Annotated in this window: 21 protein-coding genes and 1 tRNA gene; 8 read left to right on the top strand and 14 right to left on the bottom strand. The window is 71.0% G+C overall.

Annotated features, from left to right (window positions below):
• Nucleotides 1-37: 37 nt before the first annotated feature.
• The 7 genes from ACFWJW_RS19670 to ACFWJW_RS19640 form a co-directional block, all read right to left on the bottom strand.
• Nucleotides 38-769: a hypothetical protein gene (locus ACFWJW_RS19670; RefSeq protein WP_387242617.1), complete on the bottom strand. Its 732-nt coding sequence runs from the start codon at nucleotides 767-769 to the stop codon at nucleotides 38-40.
• The gene (locus ACFWJW_RS19665; protein WP_387242614.1) at nucleotides 766-1,200 is read right to left on the bottom strand and encodes an acyl-CoA thioesterase; all 435 of its coding nucleotides are present in this window, start codon (nucleotides 1,198-1,200) and stop codon (nucleotides 766-768) included. Before ACFWJW_RS19665 ends, ACFWJW_RS19670 begins: the two co-directional genes overlap by 4 nt.
• A gap of 5 nt (nucleotides 1,201-1,205) precedes the next feature.
• Nucleotides 1,206-2,870 (bottom strand): energy-dependent translational throttle protein EttA, encoded by a 1,665-nt coding sequence (ettA, locus tag ACFWJW_RS19660; RefSeq protein ID WP_387242611.1) that lies wholly within the window; start codon nucleotides 2,868-2,870, stop codon nucleotides 1,206-1,208.
• A 368-nt stretch (nucleotides 2,871-3,238) separates the two neighbouring features.
• Nucleotides 3,239-4,639 (bottom strand): LAETG motif-containing sortase-dependent surface protein, encoded by a 1,401-nt coding sequence (locus ACFWJW_RS19655; protein ID WP_387242608.1) that lies wholly within the window; start codon nucleotides 4,637-4,639, stop codon nucleotides 3,239-3,241.
• Nucleotides 4,640-4,865: 226 nt separating this feature from the next.
• Nucleotides 4,866-5,774 carry a single-stranded DNA-binding protein gene (locus ACFWJW_RS19650; RefSeq protein ID WP_387242699.1) on the bottom strand — a complete coding sequence of 303 codons (909 nt, stop codon included), beginning with the start codon at nucleotides 5,772-5,774 and terminating at the stop codon, nucleotides 4,866-4,868.
• A 478-nt stretch (nucleotides 5,775-6,252) separates the two neighbouring features.
• Nucleotides 6,253-8,367 carry a GTPase gene (locus tag ACFWJW_RS19645; protein ID WP_387242605.1) on the bottom strand — a complete coding sequence of 705 codons (2,115 nt, stop codon included), beginning with the start codon at nucleotides 8,365-8,367 and terminating at the stop codon, nucleotides 6,253-6,255.
• 863 nt (nucleotides 8,368-9,230) lie between these two features.
• Entirely contained in the window at nucleotides 9,231-11,282 is a 2,052-nt protein-coding gene (locus ACFWJW_RS19640) for an ATP-binding protein (protein ID WP_387242601.1), read from the bottom strand.
• Between the two features lie 301 nt (nucleotides 11,283-11,583).
• Here ACFWJW_RS19640 and ACFWJW_RS19635 point away from each other — a divergent pair.
• A tRNA-Arg gene (locus ACFWJW_RS19635) sits at nucleotides 11,584-11,656 on the top strand.
• 173 nt (nucleotides 11,657-11,829) lie between these two features.
• Here the strand turns inward: ACFWJW_RS19635 and ACFWJW_RS19630 are convergent.
• Nucleotides 11,830-12,462 carry a MarR family winged helix-turn-helix transcriptional regulator gene (locus tag ACFWJW_RS19630; RefSeq protein WP_387242598.1) on the bottom strand — a complete coding sequence of 211 codons (633 nt, stop codon included), beginning with the start codon at nucleotides 12,460-12,462 and terminating at the stop codon, nucleotides 11,830-11,832.
• Between the two features lie 255 nt (nucleotides 12,463-12,717).
• Between ACFWJW_RS19630 and ACFWJW_RS19625 the strand changes: the two genes are divergently transcribed.
• The 3 genes from ACFWJW_RS19625 to ACFWJW_RS19615 all read left to right on the top strand — a co-directional run bounded on the left by ACFWJW_RS19625 (nucleotide 12,718) and on the right by ACFWJW_RS19615 (nucleotide 15,746).
• Nucleotides 12,718-13,797, top strand: coding sequence for an alkene reductase (locus ACFWJW_RS19625; protein ID WP_387242595.1), 1,080 nt, complete (start codon nucleotides 12,718-12,720; stop codon nucleotides 13,795-13,797).
• A gap of 85 nt (nucleotides 13,798-13,882) precedes the next feature.
• Nucleotides 13,883-14,788 carry an NADP-dependent oxidoreductase gene (locus ACFWJW_RS19620; RefSeq protein WP_387242593.1) on the top strand — a complete coding sequence of 302 codons (906 nt, stop codon included), beginning with the start codon at nucleotides 13,883-13,885 and terminating at the stop codon, nucleotides 14,786-14,788.
• Nucleotides 14,789-14,951: 163 nt separating this feature from the next.
• Nucleotides 14,952-15,746: an alpha/beta fold hydrolase gene (locus ACFWJW_RS19615; protein WP_387242590.1), complete on the top strand. Its 795-nt coding sequence runs from the start codon at nucleotides 14,952-14,954 to the stop codon at nucleotides 15,744-15,746.
• 65 nt (nucleotides 15,747-15,811) lie between these two features.
• Here ACFWJW_RS19615 and ACFWJW_RS19610 read toward each other — a convergent pair whose 3' ends face one another.
• The 5 genes from ACFWJW_RS19610 to ACFWJW_RS19590 all read right to left on the bottom strand — a co-directional run bounded on the left by ACFWJW_RS19610 (nucleotide 15,812) and on the right by ACFWJW_RS19590 (nucleotide 20,489).
• Nucleotides 15,812-16,660: a BTAD domain-containing putative transcriptional regulator gene (locus ACFWJW_RS19610; protein ID WP_387242587.1), complete on the bottom strand. Its 849-nt coding sequence runs from the start codon at nucleotides 16,658-16,660 to the stop codon at nucleotides 15,812-15,814.
• A gap of 403 nt (nucleotides 16,661-17,063) precedes the next feature.
• Nucleotides 17,064-18,647 carry an MFS transporter gene (locus ACFWJW_RS19605; protein ID WP_387242584.1) on the bottom strand — a complete coding sequence of 528 codons (1,584 nt, stop codon included), beginning with the start codon at nucleotides 18,645-18,647 and terminating at the stop codon, nucleotides 17,064-17,066.
• Nucleotides 18,648-18,756: 109 nt separating this feature from the next.
• The gene (locus ACFWJW_RS19600) at nucleotides 18,757-19,374 is read right to left on the bottom strand and encodes an NUDIX hydrolase (RefSeq protein ID WP_387242581.1); all 618 of its coding nucleotides are present in this window, start codon (nucleotides 19,372-19,374) and stop codon (nucleotides 18,757-18,759) included.
• A 141-nt stretch (nucleotides 19,375-19,515) separates the two neighbouring features.
• Complete coding sequence (folE, locus tag ACFWJW_RS19595) at nucleotides 19,516-20,052, bottom strand: GTP cyclohydrolase I (RefSeq protein WP_387242578.1); 537 nt, start codon at nucleotides 20,050-20,052, stop codon at nucleotides 19,516-19,518.
• A 32-nt stretch (nucleotides 20,053-20,084) separates the two neighbouring features.
• Nucleotides 20,085-20,489 carry a hypothetical protein gene (locus ACFWJW_RS19590; protein ID WP_387242575.1) on the bottom strand — a complete coding sequence of 135 codons (405 nt, stop codon included), beginning with the start codon at nucleotides 20,487-20,489 and terminating at the stop codon, nucleotides 20,085-20,087.
• 199 nt (nucleotides 20,490-20,688) lie between these two features.
• Here ACFWJW_RS19590 and ACFWJW_RS19585 point away from each other — a divergent pair, with 199 nt between their 5' ends.
• From ACFWJW_RS19585 to ACFWJW_RS19570, 4 genes are read left to right on the top strand one after another with little or no spacing between them, the layout of a single operon-like run.
• Nucleotides 20,689-21,387, top strand: a complete 699-nt coding sequence (locus ACFWJW_RS19585) for a phosphoribosylaminoimidazolesuccinocarboxamide synthase (RefSeq protein ID WP_387242573.1) — start codon at nucleotides 20,689-20,691, stop codon at nucleotides 21,385-21,387.
• Nucleotides 21,384-22,097: an SDR family oxidoreductase gene (locus tag ACFWJW_RS19580; protein ID WP_387242570.1), complete on the top strand. Its 714-nt coding sequence runs from the start codon at nucleotides 21,384-21,386 to the stop codon at nucleotides 22,095-22,097. The genes ACFWJW_RS19585 and ACFWJW_RS19580 overlap by 4 nt, the downstream gene beginning before the upstream one ends.
• A gap of 11 nt (nucleotides 22,098-22,108) precedes the next feature.
• Nucleotides 22,109-22,603 carry a hypothetical protein gene (locus ACFWJW_RS19575; protein ID WP_387242567.1) on the top strand — a complete coding sequence of 165 codons (495 nt, stop codon included), beginning with the start codon at nucleotides 22,109-22,111 and terminating at the stop codon, nucleotides 22,601-22,603.
• Nucleotides 22,600-23,433, top strand: coding sequence for an HAD family hydrolase (locus tag ACFWJW_RS19570; RefSeq protein ID WP_387242564.1), 834 nt, complete (start codon nucleotides 22,600-22,602; stop codon nucleotides 23,431-23,433). The genes ACFWJW_RS19575 and ACFWJW_RS19570 overlap by 4 nt, the downstream gene beginning before the upstream one ends.
• A 97-nt stretch (nucleotides 23,434-23,530) precedes the next feature.
• Here ACFWJW_RS19570 and ACFWJW_RS19565 read toward each other — a convergent pair whose 3' ends face one another.
• Nucleotides 23,531-24,385 carry a LysR family transcriptional regulator gene (locus tag ACFWJW_RS19565; RefSeq protein ID WP_387242561.1) on the bottom strand — a complete coding sequence of 285 codons (855 nt, stop codon included), beginning with the start codon at nucleotides 24,383-24,385 and terminating at the stop codon, nucleotides 23,531-23,533.
• Between the last annotated feature and the right edge of the window lie 480 nt (nucleotides 24,386-24,865).

Raw genomic sequence — 24,865 nt, 5'->3', positions numbered from 1 at the left:
TCCCGACCGGCTACCTCCCCGCAGCCACCCGCGTCAGTCAGAGCGGTGTGACCGTGAGACCCGACAGCCCGGTCAGCCCCGTCGGCCCGCCGGTGCGTACGGCGATCGACCCGTACGGGGTGCTCAGCCGCAGCCAGCCGCCCGTGGACAGCAGGCTCAGCGGCCGGTGCCCGGGCTGCGCGGATCCGGCGCCGGGAGCGGTGCCGCTGCCCGCCAGCGCCCCGGCCCGTACCGGCCGCAGAAAGCCCAGCGACTGCGCGGCATGCGCGGCGCGCAGCGGGAGATGGGTGTCGCCGAGGGTGCGCGACCAGATCTCCCGGCCGATGCGGTCCCGTTCGGTGCGGGTGCGGTGCTGCGGCGGCAACGCCTCGTCACGGGCGCGGAATTCGGCGACCGCGGCGGCCACCGCACGCATCAGCGCCTCGGGCGCGGGCAGCCCCGGTACCCGCTGCCAGCCGCCGCGCGGCGGCAGCAGCCCGGTCCACGGCGGACCGGTGACGGCGGCGGGCACGGTCAGCACACCCGCCGACTCCGCCACGCCGTCGAGGAGTTCACCGGCCGAGACCGTACGGTCCAGGGTGGTGTCGTCGGCGAGCCGGGCGGTGCGGATGGCCAGCACCTCGAAGGACGGCGGGCGGCCGAAGACGGCGAGCACCCCGCCGCCGGCCTGGAGCCGTACCGCGGCGGCGCGGTCGTAGTGGATCAGGCGGGCGAGGAAGGCGGCGAGATCCGCCGCCTCCCCCGCGTCAGCCAGGTGCAGCGCCGTCATACCGCGGCGGATCCCCCCTGATGCGCGGCGTCGTCCAGATACTCCTTCAGGATCGCCTTCTCCTCCGCGCTGAGGCGGCGGGGACGCTCCTCGGTGAAGTCGTACGGCACGACGACGGTCGAGGCCCGCAGGTAGAGGGTGTCCTCGTCCTTGACCTCGTAGCCGACCGTCATCGACGCGGCGCTGATCTTCTTCACCCACAACTCGACGGTCACCGGGGCGTGCCGGTGGACCAGCGGCCGCACATAGTCGATCTCGTGCCGGGCGACGACGGAGCCACCCGTGAACGACGGGCTGCCGTCCCCCGGCGCCAGCCGGCGCGTGAAGTCGATCCGCGCCTCTTCGAGGTAGCGGACGAACACCGCGTTGTTGACATGGCCGAACGCGTCCATGTCCGACCAGCGCAGGGGGCAGGAGTAGTGGTGTCGCACGCCGGTCAGCCCCGGGTGAGCTTCTTGTACGTGGCGCGGTGCGGGCGGGCCGCGTCCGCACCGAGGCGCTCGACCTTGTTCTTCTCGTACGACTCGAAGTTGCCCTCGAACCAGAACCACCGGGAGTCGCCCTCGTACGCCAGGATGTGCGTGGCGACGCGGTCGAGGAACCAGCGGTCGTGGGAGACGACCACGGCGCAGCCCGGGAACTCCAGGAGCGCGTTCTCCAGCGACGACAGGGTCTCGACGTCGAGGTCGTTGGTCGGCTCGTCGAGGAGCAGGAGGTTGCCGCCCTGCTTGAGGGTGAGCGCGAGGTTGAGGCGGTTGCGCTCACCACCGGAGAGCACCCCGGCCGGCTTCTGCTGGTCCGGGCCCTTGAAGCCGAACGCGGAGACGTACGCCCGCGAGGGCATCTCGACCTGGCCGACGTTGATGTAGTCCAGCTCGTCGGAGACCACGGCCCACAGGGTCTTCTTGGGGTCGATGTTCTCGCGGCTCTGGTCGACATAGGAGATCTTGACGGTCTCGCCGACCTTGATGTCGCCGGAGTCCGGGGTCTCCAGGCCCTGGAGCATCTTGAACAGCGTGGTCTTGCCGGCGCCGTTCGGGCCGATGATGCCGACGATGCCGTTGCGCGGCAGGGTGAAGCTCAGGTCCTCGATCAGGACCTTCTCGCCGAATGCCTTGTTGAGCTTGTCGACCTCGACGACGACATTGCCCAGCCGCGGGCCCGGCGGGATCTGGATCTCCTCGAAGTCCAGCTTCCGCATCTTGTCGGCCTCGGCGGCCATTTCCTCGTAACGGGCCAGTCGCGACTTGGACTTGGCCTGCCGCCCCTTGGCGTTGGAGCGGACCCACTCCAGCTCTTCCTTGAGGCGCTTGGCGCGCTTGGCGTCCTTCTGGCCCTCGACCTTGAGACGGGTCTGCTTGGTCTCCAGGTACTTGGAGTAGTTGCCCTCGTAGCCGTGGGCGCGGCCGCGGTCGAGCTCCAGGATCCAGCCGGCGACGTTGTCGAGGAAGTACCGGTCGTGGGTGACGGCGACGACGGTGCCGGGGTACTTCGCCAGGTGCTGCTCCAGCCACTGCACGGACTCGGCGTCCAGGTGGTTGGTGGGCTCGTCGAGGAGCAGCAGGTCGGGGGCCTCCAGCAGCAGCTTGCACAGCGCGACGCGGCGGCGCTCACCACCGGAGAGGTTGGTGACCGGCCAGTCGCCGGGCGGGCAGCCGAGGGCGTCCATGGCCTGCTCGAGCTGGGTGTCCAGGTCCCACGCGTTGGCGTGGTCGAGGTCCTCCTGGAGCTTGCCCATCTCCTCCATGAGCTCGTCGGAGTAGTCGGTCGCCATCAGCTCGGCGACCTCGTTGAAGCGGTGGAGCTTGCCCATGACCTCCTTGGCGCCGTCCTGGACGTTCTCCAGCACCGTCTTGGACTCGTCCAGCGGCGGCTCCTGGAGGAGCATGCCGACGGTGTAGCCCGGGGAGAGGAACGCGTCACCGTTCGACGGCTGCTCAAGACCGGCCATGATCTTCAGCACCGTGGACTTACCGGCGCCGTTGGGACCCACGACACCGATCTTTGCGCCCGGCAGGAAGCTCAGCGTCACGTCATCGAGGATGACCTTGTCGCCGTGCGCCTTGCGCGCCTTGCGCATCGTGTAGATGTACTCAGCCAAGAGAAACCGTCCGGCAGATTGGATCGATCAGGGTCTGTGCGGCACCGCCCCGGGGCCATCGTGCGCGGCAACCGAGGGAGGGCAGATACACCCCATCTTGCCGTACGCCTGCGCTCAGGCGGAAACGAGTAGGTCAGCGCACCCCTGCTCAGCCCCGGCCCGGCACGCCGCTGTGTCCGCTTGATCGCCGTCTGTCAGCGTTGGTCACCTGGGAGTGGGCGGGGTGGGGCGGACGGCGCCGGGCGAATGCCGACGGCCCCGGAGCGCTGCTGCGCTCCGGGGCCGTCGGGGGCTCACCCTCGGGTCACCGAGTGGTCACCGAGTGGTCACCGGGTACGGCCGGACGCCGGGCCACCGGCCGCCGGGTGTTACTGAGCGGGGGTGCCGGTCTTCTTCTTACGGAGGAAGAACACCGCCGCGCCGCCGACCACGACGAGGACGACCGCGATGCCCGCGATCATCGGGGTGGCGTTGCTGGAACCGGTCTCGGCGAGGTCGCCGCCCTTGTCCCCACCGGTGGTGCTGCCACCGACCGAGGCCGGGCTGGGCTGGCTGGAGGGCTTGCCGCCGCCGCTGCCGGCGGTCTTGCAGTCCAGGACGCCGGAGAACGACTTCTTGAAGCCGCCCTCACCCTTGATCGTGATGTTGTACGGCTGGTCCTCGGCCATCGGCACGGTCACGGTCTGCGACTTGCCGGGCGCGATCTCGTAGTCCTTGCCGGAGAGCTGGAAGCGGAACGCCTCATCGCCCTTGTTGCTCGCCGTGACGTCCACGCCACCCTTGGCGCAGTTCTTCTCCGCGGTGATCGCCGGGATGGCGCCCTGCTTCTTCCACGAGAACGTGGCGGCCGCGGAGACCGTGGACTCGCTGGAGCCGGCCAGGATCTGGGTCTGGCTCTTGGCGTGCTCACCGATGCCGGTGAAGGCACGGCCGACCGGGACCTTGGTGGCGGCCTGCGCGGTCAGCGAGCTGCTGCCGTCCGCGGCGCCCGCGGGCACGTCGAAGAACAGCTGGGTGCCGTCGGTCGCGCTGGTGACCGGCTTGCCGTCCTTGCCGACGACCTTGGCACCGGCAGGCACGCCGGCGGCCGGGGAGATCGTGACGCTGTCGGCGTTGGTGTGCACGGTGACCGGGCCGAGCTTGCTGCCCGACTTGCCGGAGACGGCCGGCGGGTCGAGCGTCAGCGATGCCTTGGGTTCGGCGACGTTCTGCGCGCTCTTCTCGAGGTAGTCGGCGAGCTTCTCGGCCGCCGGATCGACCGCGTCCACCTTGGCGTGGTCGGAGAAGCGCCAGATCGCGACCTGGGTGCCGGCCGCGGCGGTCTTCTCGGTGAGGTTCCCGGCACCGGCCTTGGTGGCGAGCGCGGCCAGGTCGTTCACCTGCGGGTAGGAGTTCTGAAGAATCCAGCGGATCTTGCCCGCGTCCCCGTTGTTGTGCAGCGACGAGGCGCTCCAGGGCACTTCCTGGTACTTGGCCTGCTGCTGCGTCGGGTTATGGATGTCGATGCAGTACGTCTGGAGCGTGCCGCCGTTGTCGACCGCCATCTCGAAGAGGCCGGCGCCTACGCGCTGGTCCCCTCCGTCGTTGTGCACGACCGCCTGGTCGAAGGTCTTCAGACCGCCGAGCGTGGCGGTGGCACCCCCGTGGGAGGGGGTCGTCTCGTCCGCCGCGGCAGGCCCCGCGGTGGCTATCGCACCCGCCGCGACGAGGCCGGAGGCCACGACCGCGGCGGCAAGGCGGGCTGCGCCCCGCCTCTTTATCGAAAGCATGAAATTCCCCTCTGGGCGAGGCGGTCGAGTGGGAGAGGTTGCCTCGCCGGAAAGATCCCAAAGAACTCAACAGCCGAACACGTCAGCCCCCGTGAGTACTTGTCGGATCTTATGGAGCAGGTGCATCAGGGTCCCCAGTAATGGCATCTCATAAGCGATCCGAATCGCAATCGTTACCGACCACGAGCACCCTGACCTGGCATTATCGACAAATCACCCGGGCTTTTCAGGGCAAAGTCACCTTGCCCGGCGAGTGGGGCACGTAGGAAGGCGATGCGGCGGAGTCCCCCGGCGCCCCTCCGCCGGCTGCAATCCCGCTGGTCGTAGGCGTTTTTGCGGTCGTGGCGACCCCGGCGGCCGGCTGCTCCTTGCGAACTGTCCGCGCTCCGGCGCCAGTCCGGGTTCTGGAGGGTGGCCGGGTTCTGGAGCCTGGCCGGGTTCTGGAGCGTGTCCGTGCTTCACCGACTGTCCGCGTTTTGGCGTCCGTTGGTGGGGCGGCGCCCGTTGGTGGGCCGACGTCCGTTGGGGAGTTGGTTGGGGAGTTGGCCGCCGTTGGAGAGTTGGCTGCCGTCGGTGCCTTGGGGGTCGCCCGAGTGCCGGCTTCCGGCAATGGGCCTTCCCATAAGTCTTGTTGCGCCGACTGTCCTGACGGGGAGGGCTCCGATGCGGCGGAGGGTTCCGACGCTGGGGAGGGTTCCGGCGCCGGGGAAGGTCGCTGAGCCGGGGGAGGCTGCTGAGCCGGGGCGGAAGGGCCGTCCGCTCCCGTACGGACCGCCCGGAGGGCCCTTCGGAACGCGGAGGTGCCCCGCGTGAGGTCGTGGCCGATCGCCACGGCGTCGACTTCCGCCGAGAACCAGCGCTGCCCGCCCTTCTCGGGCGGCTGCTCCCCTTCCCGCAGCCTTAACCGTCCCTGGACGATGAGGGGTTCACCCACCGCCACCGACGCGGCCACATTGTCGGCGAGCCCACGCCACGACCGGACCGTATAGAAGCTCGTCTCGCCGTCGGTCCAGCGCTCCTGTGCCTTGTCCCACCGGCGGGATGTCGCCGCCATCCGGAATCTCGCCACCGTCACACCCGCCGCCGTCTGCCGGTGCTCCACCGCCGTCGCGGCATTCCCCACCAGCGTCACCATCGTGTCGTTCACCTGCTACGCCTCCCCCGTGTCCGGCGGTCGCTCTCGTCGCGTACCGCTCGCGCTGCGTTGACCTCATGCTGCACGGATTCGGCAAGCGCCGCGGCGGCGTGTGGACGAGTGGCCGACTGTGGACAACTCGGCCACCCGGGAGGGGGAGAGAGGGGGCAATGGCGGGGTGTTCACGGCCCGGGTCGCCGTCTGCCCTCCGCCCGGTAGTTGTCGGCAGGCAGCCATCGGGCCTTCTCCCCGCTCCCCAGCCGCCTCGGCCCCGGGGCGTCATCCGCTCCGGTCGTTATCCGCCGCGGTCGTCATCCGCCCCGGTCGTCCTCGCCTCGGTCCCCCTCGGCCCGGTCGCTACCGCCACAGTCGCTGCCGCCCGGTCGCCTCGGCCGTCCCATCCACCCCGCCGGTCACCAACTCCCGCCCCCACCCGACCGTTGCGCCGCTCCCTGTCTGCTCCGCTGCCCTCTCGCCGTCACACGCCCGAGGCCACCGCGTACTGCTCCCGCACCTCGCGATAGCGCAGCAGCTCGGCGGCGACCGGCTCCAGTACCCGCGCCCGCCCGCAGGCCGCCGCCGTACTCCGCAGCCGCCGCTCGGCGTCCTGCCCGTAACGGCGGGCCGGTCCGCGCGCCACCACCCGGCACATCCACGCCAGCGCCGGCCCGCCCACCGACCCGAGAACCGCGGGCAGCAGCCCGGAGATCCAGGCCGTCGCATCGCCCACGCCCGTGACCGCGCCCAGCAGCCACAGCACACCGACGACTTGGAGGACGGACAACATGCCCTGCAACGAGGCGGCAACCGTCCACCACCGCGGCTTCACGGCCGGCCCGCCCCGTAGGGCCTCCTCGGCGTCCGCCGCCACCTTGTCCAGCGCCTCCGGCAGCCCGTAGGCACCGCGGTCCGCCGCCTCCCGCACCGCGTGGGCCCAGGGCGCCGGCAGCCCGTGCGCCGCCTCGGCGGCCACCGTGCGGACGGCGTGTTCCACCACGGGCCGCGCCGCTGCCCGGCCGTCCACCGCCGACGCACCCCTCTCACCGGCTCCGGTCCCGCCGGCTCCCGGATGCCCGGCCGCCCACTGCCGCTCCACCAGGCCCTGCCGCATGCCGCTCCGCCCGGAAGCGGTCAGCCCCTCGGGCCCCTCACCGTTCCACCCGGAACGGGCCCGTCCCGTTCCCGTCCGCCCCGTCCCCGTCCGCCCCGCTTCCCCGTGCCCCACGCAGAACTGCCCCACGGCGGCGGCCCGCCCGTCCTCGGCGGCTGCCCGCCCGTCCTGGCTCCGCCTCGCTCCCGCCCGCCACCTACGGCCCCGCACCGCACCGATCCGCCCGTCATCGGCCCGCCCGGCACCCGTCTGCCCGGCGCCTGCACGCCCTCCTCCCGGGCCGGCCCCCGCTCCCGTAGCCCCCACTCCCGTCGTTCCCGCTCCGGTCGCCCCCGCGCCCGTCATCCATCCCTCGTTCGTCCCCGCCCCGAAGCCACCGGCCCCCCACCGGCTCCCCCGCCACCGCCACCGCCGCATCCGCGACCACGGAGACCCGCAGGCACGCTCCGCGTACCGCAGCCAATCGCGCTCCGCCGCCCGCCCGGTGGCCACCGCCCCCACCGCCTCCGCCAAACGGTCGTCGAACTCCGCACGGGCCCGTTCGGTCAGCCCGATCCCGTTCTGCGCCACATATGCCGACCGCAACCGCTCGGTCGCCGCGTCCACATCCGCCGCCAGCCGCCGGTCCGCCGCGCCCCGTTCCGCGACGAACTGGCCGAGTGCCTCCCGTAGTTCCCCCACGCCCTGGCCGGTCGCCGCGGACAGCGCGAGCACCGCCGCGCCGGGCTCCCCGTGCTCGCCGAGCGCCAGCCCGTCCTCGTCCAGCAGCCGGCGCAGATCGTCCACCACCTGGTCGGCGGCGTCCCCGGGCAGCCGGTCCACCTGGTTGAGGACGACGAACATGACCTCGGCGTAGCCCGCCAACGGCCGCAGATAGCGCTCGTGCAGCACCGCGTCCGCGTACTTCTCCGGGTCCACCACCCAAATCACCGCGTCCACCAGCTCCAGCATCCGGTCCACCTGGGCGCGGTGCTCGGTGGCCGAGGAGTCGTGGTCGGGCAGATCGATCAGGATGAGTCCGCGCAGCTCGGTGCTGCCGTCGGCCGGGACATGCCGACGATGGGTGGGCACGCCGAGCCGGTGCAGCAGCCCGTCCGCGCCCGGCCGGCTGCCCGGCCAGACGCAGGCCACCGGCTCCGCGGTCGTCGGCCGCCGCGGCCCGACCTGTGAACGATTCGCCCCGGCCAGCGCGTTGAACAGCGACGACTTACCGCTGCCGGTCGCCCCCGCGATGGCGACGACGGTGTGCTCACCGGACAGCCGGTACCGCTCGTCCGCCGTCTCCAACACCCGGCCCGCCCCCTCCAGCGTCCGCCGGTCCAGCCGGGTCCGGGACAGCGCGATCAACTCCCGCAACGCATCCAGCCGCCCGCGCAGCCCGCCCCCCACGGCCCGCCGCCCCCCGTCCGCGACCCACCGGTACGCGCCCCCGGCACCGCTCTCCATCTCGGCCGGCGAACGCGGCTGAACCATGGCCTCCATACACGGGTCGGCACGGAACGCGCCCCGTGCTCCCTCGCTACGCGCCCTCTCCATACGGGAGCCCGCGCCATGAGCTGCCGCCGTACGGGCCTCCGCGGTACGGGCCTCTCCGATACGGGCCTCCGCCGTACGGGCAGCCCCGGAACCGTCCCCCTCGGCAGGGGCCGCACCGCCCGCCCGCGCACCCGACTCGGCACCCGCCCCAACCGACACACCGGCCGACGTGCCGACCGAGGCACCGGCCGACGCACCCACACCCGCCGCCACACCCGCCGCCACGCCTGCCCCCACAGACGGCTCCGCCCGCGTCCCCGGCCTGGGCACACCCGCACCCCGCGCCCGCCGCGCAATCAACCCGTCATCCCACGCCCCGCCCACCACTGCCTCGTGCACAGCCGCCCCCGAAGCCACTTCGGACTCCTGCTCCGCCAAAGCCTGCTCCGCCTCCGACACCACAGCCCCCTGAGCCCCTTGGGCCCCTTGACGCTCCGCAGCCCCCGCCGACTCCCCGGAAGCCCCAGAGGCCACGGGAGCCATGGAAACCACAGGAGCCACAGCCTCTGCACCCACCACAGGCTCCCCCTCCACGGGAGACGCCCCCGCCGCCCCCGTCGTCACCGCCGCCCCCGACTCCCCCGGCCTCCGCTCTCCCCCAGCCGCTCCACCCGCCACCAGCGACTCACCCACCACCGACTCATCACCGACCACCGGCGCACTACCGGCCACCAGCCCCACGCCGCTCCTCAACGCCACGTCCTCACCCGGCATCACGCCCTCCCCCACCGCACCGCCGGGCTTCCCCTCCCCCATCCCCCGCCCGTTGTTCCCCGCGCCCTCCCCGGAACCAGCCGCCTCGGAATCGCTCACCCCGACACCTCCTCCTTCTCCATCGCCCTCGCCCGCTCGTCCGCCTGCCGCTGCTCCTGCCGCGGCTCCTTCTCCGTCTCCCGCTGCTTCTCCCGCTGCAATACGGACAGCGCGGCAATCAGCTCCGCCTGTTGGTCCAGTGGCACGGTCAGCTGGTCCAGGGGCGCCAGCCGCCGCTCGCGCTCACCGTCCAGCGCGCGCTCCAGGTAGGTGGCCAGCAGCCGGCCGCCCCGTTCGCAGAGCCGGAGCGCGGTCTGCGCCCCCAAGAGGTCGGCGAGGTTCTCGCCCGCCGTACGGGCGCGACGGCCGCCGAGCAGCGCGGTGGCCAACAGCGCCGCCGACTCCTCCGGCTCCACCGACCCCGCGCGCTCCCCGGCCTGTCCGGCGCGCGCCTCACGGGTCTCCTCCTCGGCCAGCTCCTCCAGGCAGCGCCGCCAGCGCCGGACGATCACCCCGAGCCGACCGCCGGCACCCGAAGCGCCCGCGGCGGCCGTCAGCGAGACCTCGGCCGCCGCGGGATCCCGCCGCCACGCCTCCGCGGCCCGCTCGTCGGCCTCGTCCACGGCGCAGGTCAGCAGCGAGGTGAGCCCGTCGGTCAGGGCGTCGAGCAGCTCGTCCGACCGGCCGTCCAGCCCATGGTCACGCCAGTGGGCGCGCGCGTCCCCGGAGAGCACCTCACCGGCCGCGACCTCCTGCCGTACCCGCTCCGCGGCCCGCTCGTACGCCTCCTCGACCCGGCCGGCCAGCCGCAGCGCCGCGGCATGCTGGGCGGCGGCGGCCCCGGCCAGTGCGGGCAGCCGGCTGCGCAGCGAGGCGATCACCCCGGCGGCCGTACGCTCCGCCGCGGCGGCCCGGGCGACGGGGTCCTGGGCGTGCCGCTCCAGCCAGCTCCGCAGCGCCGCGACGGCCGTGGCGGGCAGCAGCCCGCTCCCTCCGCCGGCCGATTCGGGCAGCTCGGGAATGGTGAACCGCGGGACATGGCCGAGCCCGGCCCGCTGGAGAAGTTCGGCGTACCGCCCGGAGATGTCGGTGGCGATCTGATGCGGCACCCGGTCCAGGACCGTCACCAGCGTCACGTCGTACTCCTTGGCCGTACGCAGCAGATGCCATGGCACCGCGTCCGCGTACCGGGCCGCCGTGGTGACCAGCACCCACACATCCGCCGCGCAGATCAGCTCGGCGGCCAGCTCCCGGTTGCGCGCGACCAGCGAATCGATGTCCGGTGCGTCCAGCAGCGCCAGCCCACTGGGCAACGCCGGATCGGTCTCGATCCGCACCGTCAGCATCCCCGCCTCGGCCCCGCCCCCGTCCCTCCCGAGCCCTACGCCACTCCCCCCACCCCCGCCGTACGCCCCAAAGCCCCCACCAGCCGCACTCCCACCCACCGCGGCCCCGTATCCATGGCCCTCCGCGGCCCCCGCCGCCTCCTCCTCCACATACAGCTCGGACGCCTTGCGCTCCGCTCCCGCCCCACCAACACCCACCACCCCGTGCACACCACACCGGTCCTCCGGGCCCGCCCCCGGCCCATGCCCCCCATGGGGCTCACGGTGTCCCCCGTGAGGCGCATGACCCGCACAGGACCCATGGGCCATACGGGCGCCCGGCCCGCTGCCGGTCCCACGCCCACCACCCGCCGCATACGAGCCCTCGCCGCCGTCGTCCTGTTCGGGAACCCACACCCGGGCGAGCTGGGGCAGGACACGTGGTCCGGCGAACCAGTGGAGATCGTCGGGATGGCAGACCAGCACCGGCGTACGCGTCGTCGGGCGCAGCACCCCGGCCTCCGAGACCCGCCGCCCGACCAGCGAATTGACCAGCGTGGACTTGCCCGCACCGGTCGATCCGCCGATCACCGCGAGCAGCGGGGCCTGAGGAGAGCGCAGACGGGGAATCACATAGTCATCGAGCTGGGCGAGCAGCTCGGCCCGGTTGCGCCGGGCGCGGACAGCGCCCCGGAGTGGCAGTGGAAAGCGTGCGGCGTCGACGCGGTCGCGCAGAACGGACAGTGCGTCGATCAGCCGGGGTCGTACGTCCAAGGTCGCCACATGTGCAGAATGCCCAATTTCGTTGGGTTTTTGAAGCGTATAACCCCTCGTGCGCGCCGCAAGAACCCCTACAGAACGGGATAAGTGGCGCGCGAGACGTCCGCGACACACGAGGCGGAGGCATAACGAGTGCACAACACCCGCCGCACGAGGCGCCAAAAGCGGTGCAGGATTCGTACCTGCCTGCGATTATCGGGACCGCTTCACCGAACCTCCACAACGTGCCACGGAGGTGAAGCAACCGGGACGAGGCACCCGGACCTCTATCCTTGTCCGCGGTCCGTGATCCACGTCCACACCGGCCCCCGTAGCTCAGTGGATAGAGCAGGTGCCTTCTAAGCACTTGGCCGCAGGTTCGAGTCCTGCCGGGGGCGCTCCGCAAGACCCTCCCACCGGGAGGGTCTTTTTGCTGGTCAGGGTGGGGCGGTCGGGTCCGCGTCGCGACGGAAGTGACACCGCGTCAGCCGTCTACGGGACCGCGACCCCGAGCCCTCGAACGTCAACGGCAGCTCCTCCGAGCGATCCCGCCTCCCGCCGCGTCGAGGCGCTACTCCTCCTCGCCCGCATCCTCCGCACCCTCCGCACCCGCTGCACCCGCTGCACCCGCTGCACCCGCTGCACCCGCCGCACCGTCGGCGTCGCCGGTGTCGGCCCCCTCGGCCGCCGCTCGGACCAGGTTCTGTTCCAGGCGTTCCAGGGTGTGCAGGGCCGCGGTGCGTTCCTCGTCGGAGAGGCCCGTTGTGGAGAGGGCTTCGAGGTGGGTCCAGACCTGTTCGACCTCGCGGCGCAGGGCGTGGCTGGCGGTGGTCGGTTCGATGAGGGAGGCGCGCTTGTCGGTGGGTGAGGGGCGGCGGCGGACGAAGCCGGCCTGTTCCAGGCGGCGGACGGTGCGGGTCATGGTGGCGGCGTCGGAGTCCATCAGGCGTACCAGGTCGGTCTGCCGCTGGGGGCCCAGTTCCCACAGGTGCATCATGACCAGCTCCTGACCCGGGTGCAGGCCGATCCGGCGCAGGAGCTGTCCGGCGAACATGCGGCGCAGACGGGCCAGGCGGAAGATCGCGTGACTGACCGGTCCGCCACTGGCGGCGGCCGGGACCGGGACGGTGGCTTCCTGCCCGATGCCTGCGGGGCTCGCGGGGTCTGCGGGACCCTTCCCGGCTTCCGGCGTGGACTGCGTCATCTATGACATCTCACTTTCCTGTTTGGGCAAGTTAAGTCTACCTGCCGGCCTCGGGCCCGTCGCGCCCTTACCTTCCCCCAGGGGCAAAGAGGCAGACAGTGGCGTGTTACGTGCTTCACATGGAGGTGCGGGAAGGGATTCGAGGGCGTTACTTGTTCGGACAGGTAGATGATTTACTTGTTCGGACAGGGAACCGCGTTCGGCGGGCTCGAGCGCCCGTGCCGCGGCATGCCACGACTCCCGGAGGAAGAGACCATGACCACTGCTTTCGAGCCGATCGTCCTGGGCGGCAAGCGCCTGGCGAACCGCCTCGTGATGGCGCCGATGACCCGCAGCCGGGCCTACGGGCCGGGCGCCGAGCCGACCGAGCTGATGGCGACGTACTACGCGCAGCGCGCCGGTGCCGGGCTGATCGTCACCGAGGGCATCCAGCCCTCGATCGTCGGCCAGGGCTACCCCGACACCCCCGGTCTGCACACGGCCGGGCAGGTGCGGGCGTGGCGGACGGTGACCGACGCCGTGCACCGTGCGGGCGGTGTGATCTACGCGCAGCTGATGCACACCGGCCGGATCGGCCACCCCAGCCTGCTGCCCGACGGACTGGTCCCGGTGGGGCCGTCGGCGGTGACCGCCAAGGGGCAGGTCTTCACCCATGAGGGGCCGAAGGAGTTCGTCACGCCTGAGGAGCTGACCGAGGCGGAGATCCGGCAGACCGTCGCCGACTTCGCCGAGGCGGCCCGGAACGCGGTCGCGGCCGGGTTCGACGGTGTGGAGCTCCACGGCGCCAACGGCTATCTGATCCACCAGTTCCTCGCGCCCAACACCAACCTCCGCACCGATGCCTGGGGCGGCGACACCGAGGGCCGTATCCGTTTCGCCGTCGAGGTCACCACGGCCGTTGCCGAGGCGATCGGCGGCGACCGGGTCGGGCTGCGGATCTCGCCCGGGAACCAGTACAACGACATCTCCGAGGACGACCCGGACGAGGTCTACCTCGCCCTGCTGGACCGGCTCGCCGGCCTCGACCTGGCCTATCTGCACCTGATGGAGGGGCCGGACCGCGATCTGACCCCGCGGCTGCGCAAGGTCTGGCCCGGCACGTTCGTCCTCAACCCGTTCACCTACCCGGACTCCACCGGTCCGGACGCGCTGCGGCTGATCGAGGACGGCAGCGCGGACATGGTGGCCTACGGCGCGCTGTTCCTGGCCAACCCCGACCTGCCGCGGCGGCTCGCCTCCGGCGGTCCGTTCAACAGCCCCGACAAGGCCACCTTCTACGGCGGCGACCACCGCGGCTACACCGACTACCCCGCGCTTCCCGCCCTCCCCGCCTGAGCGGCGACCCCGCCCCAGGCGACCGCACCGTGCGTCATCGCGCGGGCAGTTCCCTTCTCCATCCGTCCCTACCTGGGAGTCTGCGATGTCCCAAGCGATCACCTTCTCCGAGTACGGCGCACCCGAGGTGCTGCGACTGTCGGAGGTCACCACGCCGGAGCCGGGCCCGGGCCAGGTCCGGATCCGTGTGCGGGCCGCCTCCGTGAACCCTCTCGACATCAAGATCCGGTCCGGTCTGATGGCCAAGGCCGCCCCGGCCCGTTTTCCCGTGATCCCCGGCCTGGATGCGGCCGGTGTCGTCGATGCCGTCGGTGAGGGGGCCGACGCGGCCGTGGGCGACGAGGTTCTCGGTGCCGCGGTCGGCGGCAGTTACGGCGAATACGCCCTGCTCGACCGGCCGGTGGCCAAGCCCCGGGCGCTGTCGTGGGAGGTCGCCGCCTCACTGGTGACGGTCGGTCAGACCGCGTTCAGGGTCCTGCGGCAGCTGGAGGTGCGGGCGGGGCAGACCCTGCTGATCCACGGCGCCGGCGGCAGTGTGGGCACCGTCGCGGCGCAGCTGGCCGCCGCCCGCGGCAGCACCGTCGTCGGCACGGCCGGTGCGCACGACATCGAGCGCGTCACCGCACTCGGCGCCACCGCGGTCCGCTACGGCGACGGCTGGGTGGAGCGGGTGAAGGCCGCGGCTCCCCAGGGAGTCGACGCCGTCCTCGACGCCTCGGGCGCCGGCGTACTCGCCGATTCCGTCGCCCTGACCGGTGACAGCGCGCGCGTCATCACCATCGCCGATATGGCCGCCGCGCAGCACGGCGTCCGCTTCAGCGCCGGCGGCGCCGATCCGGCCGACGACTCGCTGTCGCAGCTGGTGCGACTGGCCGCAGCCGGAGAGCTCAACGTCCCCGTATGGCGCGCCTATCCGCTCGACCGGGCCGCCACCGCGCACGGTGACATCGAGGCCCGCCGCAACCGGGGCAAGGTCGTTCTCCTGCCCTGACCCCCTGCCGCCGCCTCACTCGCCGGGGCGGGCGAGGCGGCCGGGCCGCAGTCGACGGCCGCGCCCTGAGGCCCGCCCTGGAGCAGATCCGCTCCTGGTCGCGGCACCGCACCCACTCACTCACCCCGTCACCCCGCGTCACACCCTGAGAAAGGGCACCACCATGTCCGAACGCCCCCTGCCAGAAGCCACCTTCGCCCGCACCGTCCTGGGGTCCGGCCCCGGCCTCGCGCTCGCCCATGGGGCCGGCAGCAGCGTGGCCGGCACCTACGGCCCGATACTGGACGGCCTGGCCGCCCACCACACCGTGGTCGGTGTCGACTACCCCGGCAGCGGCGGCACTCCCCGCGCCGCCACGCCGCTGTCGCTGGACGACCTGGCCGATCAGCTCGTCGCCGCCGCCGTCGCCGAGGGCCTGGACACCTTCGCGGTGTCCGGCTACTCCCTCGGCGGCCCGGTCGCCATCCGCGCGGCCGCCCGCCACCCCGAGCGCGTCACCGCCCTCGTCCTGACCGCGACCTTCCCGCACCGGGACAACCGGCTGGTGCTCGCCCTGCCGGTCTGGCGCAAGCTGGCCGAGTCGGGCAATCGCGAACTGCTGGCCGAGTTCCTGACGATGATGGCCCTGGGCGCCGATGCGCTGGAGGCGATGCCGGAAGAACAGCTCCAGCAGGCCATCGCGTTCACCGCGGCAAGCGTCGCCGACGGCACCCCCGAGCACGCCGAGCTGGCCCCCCGGGTCGACGTCCGCGACGACCTGCCGGGCATCCAGGCGCCCACCCTGGTCATCTCCACCACCCAGGACTGGTTCACCGCCACCCGCCTGCACCGCCAACTCGCCGACACCATCCCGCACGCCGAGCTCGTGGAGATCGCCACCGGCCATCTGCCCATGGTGGAACGCCCCGAGGAATGGCGGCAGCTCATCACCGACTTCCTCAAGCGGCACAGCGGCTGAGTACGCGCCTGCGCGGGGCCGCACCGGCAACAGCGGTGCGGCCCCACGCAGGGAGCCGGCGGGTCCTACCCGAGCCCTCCTGGGAACGCGACCCGTTTGACCCTGATCCCCGGCAGACGTGCCTGGCAGGCCGGGACGGTCTCCATGGCCCTCGCGGGTGCCCCGAGGTCGGAGTCGCCGCGCAGAATCATTTCCTCCAGCCGTCGGAGCTGCTCCATCGGGTCGACGCCCAATTCCTCCGCCAGAATGCGGCGCACACGTGCGTACGTGGCCAGCGCCTCCGCCTGTCGTCCCGACCGGTGCAGCGCTTTGATCAAAAGCTCCCAGAGCCGTTCACGGAAGGGGTGCTGAGTGGTGAGGGCCTGTAATTCCGGAACGAGAGTGTCCGGCTGGCCTAAATCGAGCTGCGTCTGCGCATAGCGCTCAATGGCAAGCAGCCGCAGTTCCCCCAGCCGTTCCAGTTCCGCCCGGAGCGGCACCCCCAAGGACAGTCCCTCCAGGGGTCTGCCCCGCCATACTTGCAATGCCGCCGTGAAGCGCTCAGCTGCTTCCGCTATGGCGCCCTCGGCCAGCGCCTGGTCCCCCAGACGTAACTCCTCCATGAAGGTGGACAGATCCAGTTCACCGGCTTCGACCCGCAGGGTATAACCACCGGAATGCGTGGTCAGCCGGTCCTCGGGCTCACCGGCGTCGCGCAGCAGGCGGCGCAGTCCCGCGATGTGCCCCCGGATATTGACCGTCGCCGACGGCGGCGGCTCCTGCCACCAGGCGCACTCCACCAGATAGTCGGTCGCCGCCAGGTGGTTGGCGCCCAGCAGAAGAGTGGCGAGTACAACCTGCTGCCGAGGAGCGCCAATTGCCAGAGGGGAATCATCCGAAGCCATCACAACAGGTCCAAGAATGCCGAACTTCACAGCCCCCGTACCTTTCTTTGGCTCGTTTCGCTTCATATTCAATGATCGCGGCAGGCAATCCCGGCGCGATCCGTCCGGATTATCGCGAATTTCAGGCAAGCCAGGGGAAATGGCAGAGAAAGGTTTCCTCCTCCCGCACGGGTACCCCGGTGAGCGGTCATTTACAGGGAAAAGTCCCTCCGTTGGATGGGCAACGAGGAGAAAGCGCAGCAGCCGGTGGGATACGGGAGGAGCCCCGGGTCCGGCAACTCGGTGTCGCCGGCCGGCGCGGAGCCCCGGTGGCGGGAAGGCGGGCGCGTATCCGGGGGACTGCCCGGTGCCGGGTGGCGGTGTCCCCGCTCGGCCGGCATGGCTCCGCGGTCCTTCCCGGAGCAGGTCCGTGAGCACGGCTCCGCAGGGGCGCCTAACGGCCTTCCCGTACCGGGTCAGGGAGTTCCGGTTGTGATGGCAGCACCTCGACCTCGTCGAGGTGGGGGGCCGGCCGGCGCAGCAGGGCGAGACTCATGGCCACCAGCACCGCCAGAATGCCGATCTCGACGAGCGCCGCCGCCCTGACGCCATGGGTGAACGCGCTCCGGGCCGTGCCGAGCAGCTCGGCGCCGAGGTCACCGGGCAGGTGCCGGGCCACTCCATTGGCGCCGCCCAGAGTTGACCGGGCGGCCTCGACCAGGTCCGGGCGCAGGCCGGCCGGGAGCGAGCCGGTGTCCATCTGGGAGCGGTAGACGGCAGCGGCGACGGATCCGGCGACGGCCACGCCCAGCGCGTTGCCGAGTTCGGCGCCCGTCTCCCCGATCCCCGAGGCGCTGCCGGCGCGTTCGCGGGGCACGCTGCTGATGATCACGTCGTTCGTCAGGGCCAGCGCCGCCGAGATGCCGAAGGCCGGGATCGAGAAGCCGACGGCCGCCAGGGCGAGTCCGTACTCGGCGTCGACCTGGGCGATCATCACCAGTCCGGCGACCGAGAGCGCGAAACCCCCTGCCATGACCCACCCGGGACGGAGCCGGCTCGCCACCGCCGGGGCCAGCAGGGTGCCGACGACCCCTGCGGTCATCGCGGGCAGCGCCCACAGCCCCGCCTCCAGTGGGGGCAGTCCCAACACCAGCTGGAAGTACTGAAGGATCAGGAACTGGGTGCCCGTCAGCACGAAGAGGCCCATGGTCTGCGCCCCGAGCGACAACCCGAACGACGGACGGGAGAAGAGTCTGAGGTCGAGCATCGGGTCGGCGAGCCGGAACTGCCTGCGGACGAAGACCACGCCGATGACCAGCCCGGCGCCGACCGCCACGAACGGGATTTCCTGGACGCCGTCCTGGGCGAGTTGCTTGAACCCGTACACCACCGGCAGGACCGTGCCGATGGACAGCACCACACTGGCCGCGTCCAGGCGTCCGGCCTTCGGGCTACGGGACTCGGGCAGCAGTACCGGGCCGGCGAGCAGCAGCACCAGACCCACGGGCACGCCGAGGAGGAACACCGAGCCGTACCAGAAGTGCTCCAGTAGCACGCCGCCGATCAGCGGGCCGATCATTCCGCCGATGCTGAAGTTGGTCATCCACACCGCGATGGCGAAGCGGCGCTGTCCGGCATCGTGGAACATATTGCTGATCAGGGAGAGAGTCGAGGGCATCAAGGTGGCCCCGGCCACACCCAGCAGGGCGCGAGCCACGATGAGCATGCCGACATTCACCGAATAGGCAGCGAGAAGTGACGCGCCGGCGAAGGCGACGGCACCGATCAGCAGAAGTCTGCGGCGGCCGATGCGGTCGCCGAGCGTGCCCATCGTGGCGAGGAAGCCGGCGACCAGGAAGCCGTAGATGTCGACGATCCAGAGCAGTTCGGTGCTGCTGGGCCGCAGGCTCTCGCTCAGCTGCGGTGCGGCGAGGTGCAGCACCGTCATGTCCAAGCCGATGAGGATGGTGGGCAGGGCCAGCACGGCCAGCCCGATCCACTCCCTCCGGCCGGCCCGTATCGGTATGTCATCGCGCACAGATGGCTCCTGCTGTTCGCAGGCCGACCGTCACAGCCGGCCCTTTGCGGTGTGGGCGATCATACGAATGCTGGCTACACGTTTCACGGAAGAAGATCCAAACCAGCCATCAGCGGCCGGCCAGTTGACCCGCGTAGTCGTCGAGCAGACAGCGCACCGCATACGTGACCGGGCGGGACAGCGCCTCTCCGGGCGTGAGCCACACGGCCTCGGTGCCCTCCGGCCCGAGGGTCACCTCGAAGTCCTCGCCCTTGTCCGACAACAGCCGGTAGACGTGCCACAGATGGGCGTCGGCGCCACGGCGGCAGCCGTCGCCCGGAATCGGAGTGGTCGCCAGATGCTCCAGTGAGCCGGCGGCGATGCCGGTCTCCTCGGCCAGCTCCCTGGCCGCCGCGTGTTCGGGGGACTCGCCACGATCGACGTGGCCGGCGGGCACCGTCAGACCGAACGGGAACGCCGTACGGTCGAAGAAGAGGAAGCGGCCCCGGGAGTCCTGGACGAACACACCCGCCGTTTCGTGCCAGTACTCGCCGTCGTCGGCCGTCCACCAATTGATGGCCGGATCCACTACCACCGCCCGGTCGGCCACCCGTCCGCAGGCGTGGCACAGGCAGTACCGTCTGCCGTCCTCGGTACGCCACTCGACCGCTTCACCGTGACAGTGCAGGCAGAAGTGGTGGGTGGCGCCGTCATCGGTGACATCCGGTGGCAGAAAATCGAGTCGCATCCTCTTCTCCCTTGTCCTCCGTGCCCTTCCCCGCCGTTCCCCGGGTGAGTCCTCGCCGTTCCCCGGGCGGGGGGCCGTGCGGCAGACGGCCCGGTGGCGTGTCTGCCGCACGGAGTCGGTGCGCCGGCGGGCGGCCGGAAGTCAGGCGTCGAGGCCGAACCGGGTGAACAGCTCCTTGTCGCCGGTGACATAGGAGGTGTCGGTGATCGCCGTCTGGTCGGACGGGCCCCGGCTGCACATGCACATGTGGCGTCCGGTGGAGATCACCTTTGCCGCGCGGGCGCCACCCGAGCTCATGATCTCCTCGGCGATGTCCTTCACCAGGTGCTCCTGGATCTGGAACCGGCGGCTGAACGCCTGCACCAGGCGGGGGAACTTGCCCAGGCCCAGGATCCGGTCGCCCGGCACGTACGAGACCGAGACCTTGCCGTAGAAGGGCAGGAAGTGGTGAGCGCAGATCGAGTAGTAGTTGATGTCGTGCACCCGGACCACACCGGCGTGCTCGCCCTCGACCTCAACCGTGGTCTTCAGGATCTTCGAGGTGTCGATTTCATAACCGCTCAGCAGTTCGCGGTAGGCCCGCACGATGCGCGGCTCGCACTCCGGCTCCTGGTACCAGTCCAGCGCACGCTTATCGGTCGTGACATTGTCTTCGAGCCACTCTGCAATGCTGCTCATGGTCTTCTCCTGAGATGTCGGTCGAGACTTACTCAAGCGGATTCTGCCGGCGGCCAGTTCTGCGGGGGCCGCTGGCCGATGAATTCGATCACGACGTTCCGATAGGGATGCTTACCCTTGTTGACCAGTCGGTGCGGCTTACCCCGGCGGCGGTGCACCACCTCACCGATGAAATCGTCCTGGTCCTCTATCTCCCCGTCCTCGTACTCGAGTCGCACCTTTCCGGGGTTGTCCACGACGAATACGTAGTCCCAGGGGTGTTCGTGCCACTCGCTGGCTTCCTCGGGCTCCAACTCCAGGAGCCAGACCCTGGTACGTTCGTCCTCGAACAGCAGCTTCGTACCGGCGGTCCCGTAGTGACGGCCGGGCACCTTGCCCCGGAGCTCCTCCGGGATGTGCTCGTGACCATGCCCGTTGCCGGTATCGATCTGGGTCATTTCCGGCTGACACCTCCTGGTGCGTTCTTGCCCGTGCGCTTTGATCTTGCCTTGAGACAGGCTCCCTCCAGCGCATACAGAATCAGTACAAGTTCCGTACATTCGCAAATGCCCCTGGACCATTCCCTTCCGGCCCGGGTAGCCTCGGCCGAGCTCTTGGAAAGGCCCACAGCGACTACGAATCCACAGAGGGGCAACCATGCCGACCCACAAGGTCAAGCCCGATATCGAAGGCCGGAGCAAGAAGCTGTGGCGCAACAGCGACGGCACCTGCGACATCGAACTCATTGCGAGTCTGCACAGCTACACGTATGACCGGGACGGAATAATCCCGGAGACCGCCAAATTACGCCTGGATTTCTATGAGGTGGCCGCCCGGCGACTCGCCGGCCTGGGAGTGCGTACGGCATTCCGGGAACGGCTCGGGGACATCAGCTACCGCGCTGATTACGTCCCCGCGCCACCGTATGAGGTCATCGTGAAGAACATCGCCACCGGATCCACGGTCCGCAAATACCCCGGACTGTTCGAGGAGGGCCACCGGTTCAGCCCGCCGGTGGTGAAGTTCGACTACCGGACCGATCCGGAGGACCAGCCGATCGGCGAGGACTACCTGCGGGCCGGCGGCTGGGATGTCGAGGCGTTCCGGCGTTGCGCGCTGGAGTGCAACGAGGGCCTGCGGAGCTGGCTGGCGCCCCTCGATCTGTGGGACTTCTGCCTGATCATGGGGGTCGGCGCGGACGGGCTGCCCGTCATCAACTCCGAAATCTCCCCGGACTGCATGCGGTTGCGCGACGAAGCCGGACGGCCGCTGGACAAGGACCTGTTCCGCCAGGGGGCCGATCCGGAGACCATCATCGCCGCCTGGACCGACCTGGTGCACAGGATCCGGGGATGACCGCGGCGGAGCGGAGCGCCTGCCGCACCGTGCTGCTGACCGGCGCCAACCGGGGCACCGGCCGGGCCATCGCCGAGACGCTGCACACGGCGGGCTGGCGGGTCTGGGCCCTGGGGCGCACCCCGACCGATCCTCCCTGGCTGCGGGACGTCCACTGCGACCTGCGGTATCCGGAGACGGTCGGTCCGGCGGTGAACCAGGTCGCCGAGGAGGCGGGCGCGCTGCATGCGGTGGTGGCCAACGGAGCCGTGCGGTCCCTGGGCGCCGTCGGGTCGCTGCCGCTCGGCCAGTGGCAGGAGGCGGTCGACGTCAATCTCACGTCGGTGCTCGCGCTGACCCAGGCGGCCCTTCCGCATCTGCGGGCCGGCGGCGGCCGGATCGTCCTGATGGGGAGTCACGCGGGCAGCCGGTTCTTCGAAGGCGGAGCCGCGTACTGCGCGACCAAGGCGGCGCTGAAGGCGCTCACCGAGGTGCTGCTGCTGGAGGAGCGGGTGCACGGCGTGTGCACCACGCTCGTCAGCCCCGGAGCCATCGCCAACCTGCCCGGGGACGACTCCCCGCTGAAGATGGGGATGTCCTCCGTGGCCCGGACGGTGTGCTGGGCGCTGGAGGCTCCGGACGACACCGTGATCGGTGAGATCGAGCTCAGGCCGGCACGTCTGACCGGCCGGCCGGCGGTGTCCGGCCTCGACCGGCTTCAGGCCGTCTGACAGGAGGCAACATGAGCGAGCACACCCTCGTGGGTGGCACCGAACAGCCCGAAGTGAGCTGGGACTTCGGCGTCGGAGTGCTGTCCATCGCGACGGAGGGCCCGAAGCCCGAGGACGACGGCTCCCCGAGCGTACGGATCAGCTTCTCCTCCCGGATCTGGATCTCCCTGGACCGCAACGGCAGTCCGGTGTCCGTCGACATCCTCGATGCGCCGGGCATCATCGCGCGGATCGTGCCGCCGGCCCGGCGCCGGGATGCCGGGCCCGTCCCGGCGACGGCGCCGGCGGGTGGCATTCCCTGGCTGCTGGACACCGACAGCGACTGGATCTGGGTCGAGTTGATCCGGTCACCCGTCGCCCGGCGGCTCGAGCGGAACGGCCATGTGGAACTGCGGCTCAGCGACGACAGACCGACCCAGTTGAAGCTGCGGGTGCCGGTCACCGGGACATCCAGCCGGGGGCCGGTCGCCGGCGTCCCGGACCGAGCCGGGACGGCGCTGCCGTGACCGCGCCGGACCGCGTCCGGCTGCTCTGTACCGATTTCGACGGCACCCTGTTGAACACGGCCGGGACCGTCGGTCCGGTGACCCGGAGCGCGCTGGCCCAAGCGGCGCGCAGCGGACTGCCGGTGGCGGGTGTCACCGGCCGGCCGCTGCGCGATGCGCTGGCCGTGGCGCGCGACCACGGCCTCGGCGGCCTGGTGGTGTGCAGCAACGGAGCCGTCACCGCCGAGGTGGACAGCGGGCGGGTCGTGATGTGCCGGGGCTTCGCCGGGCCCGAGGTGGGTGCGGTGCTCGGGCGGCTGCGGGCCCGGCTGCCGGGCGTGGTGCTGGGGGTCGACACGCTCCGGGGGCTGTTCCTGGAACCGGACTTCGGCGCTCTGGTGCCCGACTGCTGGCCTCATGAGAAGGTCACCGATGCGTTCGCCTCGCTCGCCCGGGACGACCAGGTGGTCAAGATTCTGGCCGTCCACCCCGACGTGCCGGGACCGGCGCTCGCCGAACCCCTCACCCGGCCGGAAGACGGCCTCAAGACCACCTGTTCCACCCCGTACTTCCTGGAGATCTCTCCGCGGAGCGTGGACAAGGGCGTGTCCCTGCGCTGGCTGGCCAGGTACTACGGCACCCGGGTCACCGCCACCGCCGCGATCGGGGACATGCCGAACGACCTGCCGATGCTGCGCACCGCCGGCCTGGCCGCCGCCGTGGCCAACGCCCATCAGGACGTCCGGCGGGCCGCCGATCTGATCGTGCCCAGCAACGACGAGGAAGGGGTGGCGGACCTCATCATGATGGTGTGCCGGGCGGAGCGGGAGACCCCGTACGCGGGCCGTTGAGGCACCGGGTACGCGCGGGCCCTCCTCCGCACGCGCCGGCCGGGCAGGCGAGGGCCCCGGTCAGCGACCTGACGGGGCCCTCGCTCCGCGCCGTCGGCTACACCTCCAGTTCCCCGGCCGCTCGCCAGGCCAGGTCGGCGAAGCGGGCGGCCTGGGGGTGGGCGCCGTGGGAGGGGTGGGCGAGGTAGGCGCGGACGGTGGGGGCGCCGGTCAGGGGGACCAGGCGGACGGAGGGGTGGGTGTAGCGGCGGGCGGCGGAGACCGGGGCGGTGCCGACGCCGAGGCCGACGGCCACCTGTTCCAGCCATTCGTCCATGTTGCGGCATTCGGCGCCGACCACCGGCCGGCGGCCGTCGGGCCACATGTCGGGGAAGGTGGTGCCGCTGACGGTGTTGATGATCAGGGGCAGGTCGGCGAGCTCCGCCCAGTCGAGTGTGGTGCGTTCGGCCAGCCGCCAGCTCGCGGGGACCGCCGCGATGCGGGACTCCTCGTAGAGGAGGACGGTGCGCAGGCCCTTCGGCAGGGGCTCGCCGCGCAGCAGGCCCAGATGCGCCTGGCCGGTGTCGAGTCCGGCCTGGGGGGTGTCACAGCGGATGAATTCGACGCCGACGCCGGCCTCCGCGCCGAAGCGGGAGGCGAGCCGTGACAAACCCTGGGGAAGCCCCCAGCTGAACCCGATGCGCAGTTTCTCCCCTTTCCCTAATTCCCCGAGCGCCGCATCGAGTTGGCGCAGCAGGGGCGTGACGGCCGCTCGCAGGGTCTGTCCTTTTTCGGTCAGCTCCGTTCTGCGGGTGCTGCGTTCGAAGAGCCGCACTCCCAGGGACTCCTCAAGCGTCCTGATGTTGCGGGTCAGGGTCGGCTGGGCGAGATGCAGCCGGCGACCCGCGGCCGTGAAGCCGCCTTCCTCGGCTACCGCGAGAAAGCAGCGCAGATGACGCAGATCGACGTTCATTCGTGGGGCGTATAGGCGGTTCAGCAATTTCATTTCTCCAGCCCCTGCCCAGTGTCTAGTCTTCTTGATGCCACCGAGCGGACCGGGCGCCAGGAAGCCGGCACCGGTCGTCGACACCGCTGGTGAGCAGTCATGCGTGCAACGGGGTGTGCAACGGGGGTCATGTGCAGGGGTATTGGTGCAGCGCCGTCAATGGGTGCAGCGCAAAAATTGGCCAAAGTGAATGTAAAAGAATGTCTGGGCGGCCGGGCCGTCCAGCAGGTTCCGGTGCTTGAAGTTGCTTTGTCACCGCCTTTGAGAGCGTTTCGTAGCTAGTTACGGGACGGCGCCGTCCACCGGTGGCGCCGGATGCGGCACGAGCGATTCGACGTCATGTGATGCGTCGGTTCCGCTTCGCCGTTCCATTGATGACCACCGCTCTATCCAACTATTTTTCTTCAACTATTACTGCCGCCTGCCGGCCCGTCATTCACCTTTCTG

The organism is Streptomyces sp. NPDC127097 (assembly GCF_042724075.1).
Classification (GTDB): Bacteria; Actinomycetota; Actinomycetes; order Streptomycetales; family Streptomycetaceae; genus Streptomyces.
This window is presented reverse-complemented; position numbering and strand designations above follow the sequence as displayed.

Excerpts from the sequence above, each read along its gene's own strand:
- ACFWJW_RS19670 (WP_387242617.1), bottom strand. The coding sequence starts at position 769 with ATGACGGCGCTGCACCTGGCTGACGCGGGGGAGGCGGCGGATCTCGCC.
- ACFWJW_RS19655 (WP_387242608.1), bottom strand. The coding sequence starts at position 4,639 with ATGCTTTCGATAAAGAGGCGGGGCGCAGCCCGCCTTGCCGCCGCGGTC.
- ACFWJW_RS19650 (WP_387242699.1), bottom strand. The coding sequence starts at position 5,774 with ATGGTGACGCTGGTGGGGAATGCCGCGACGGCGGTGGAGCACCGGCAG.
- ACFWJW_RS19645 (WP_387242605.1), bottom strand. The coding sequence starts at position 8,367 with ATGGAGGCCATGGTTCAGCCGCGTTCGCCGGCCGAGATGGAGAGCGGT.
- ACFWJW_RS19630 (WP_387242598.1), bottom strand. The coding sequence starts at position 12,462 with ATGACGCAGTCCACGCCGGAAGCCGGGAAGGGTCCCGCAGACCCCGCG.
- ACFWJW_RS19625 (WP_387242595.1), top strand. The coding sequence starts at position 12,718 with ATGACCACTGCTTTCGAGCCGATCGTCCTGGGCGGCAAGCGCCTGGCG.
- ACFWJW_RS19620 (WP_387242593.1), top strand. The coding sequence starts at position 13,883 with ATGTCCCAAGCGATCACCTTCTCCGAGTACGGCGCACCCGAGGTGCTG.
- ACFWJW_RS19615 (WP_387242590.1), top strand. The coding sequence starts at position 14,952 with ATGTCCGAACGCCCCCTGCCAGAAGCCACCTTCGCCCGCACCGTCCTG.
- ACFWJW_RS19600 (WP_387242581.1), bottom strand. The coding sequence starts at position 19,374 with ATGCGACTCGATTTTCTGCCACCGGATGTCACCGATGACGGCGCCACC.
- folE (WP_387242578.1), bottom strand. The coding sequence starts at position 20,052 with ATGAGCAGCATTGCAGAGTGGCTCGAAGACAATGTCACGACCGATAAG.
- ACFWJW_RS19590 (WP_387242575.1), bottom strand. The coding sequence starts at position 20,489 with ATGACCCAGATCGATACCGGCAACGGGCATGGTCACGAGCACATCCCG.
- ACFWJW_RS19585 (WP_387242573.1), top strand. The coding sequence starts at position 20,689 with ATGCCGACCCACAAGGTCAAGCCCGATATCGAAGGCCGGAGCAAGAAG.
- ACFWJW_RS19580 (WP_387242570.1), top strand. The coding sequence starts at position 21,384 with ATGACCGCGGCGGAGCGGAGCGCCTGCCGCACCGTGCTGCTGACCGGC.
- ACFWJW_RS19575 (WP_387242567.1), top strand. The coding sequence starts at position 22,109 with ATGAGCGAGCACACCCTCGTGGGTGGCACCGAACAGCCCGAAGTGAGC.
- ACFWJW_RS19565 (WP_387242561.1), bottom strand. The coding sequence starts at position 24,385 with ATGAACGTCGATCTGCGTCATCTGCGCTGCTTTCTCGCGGTAGCCGAG.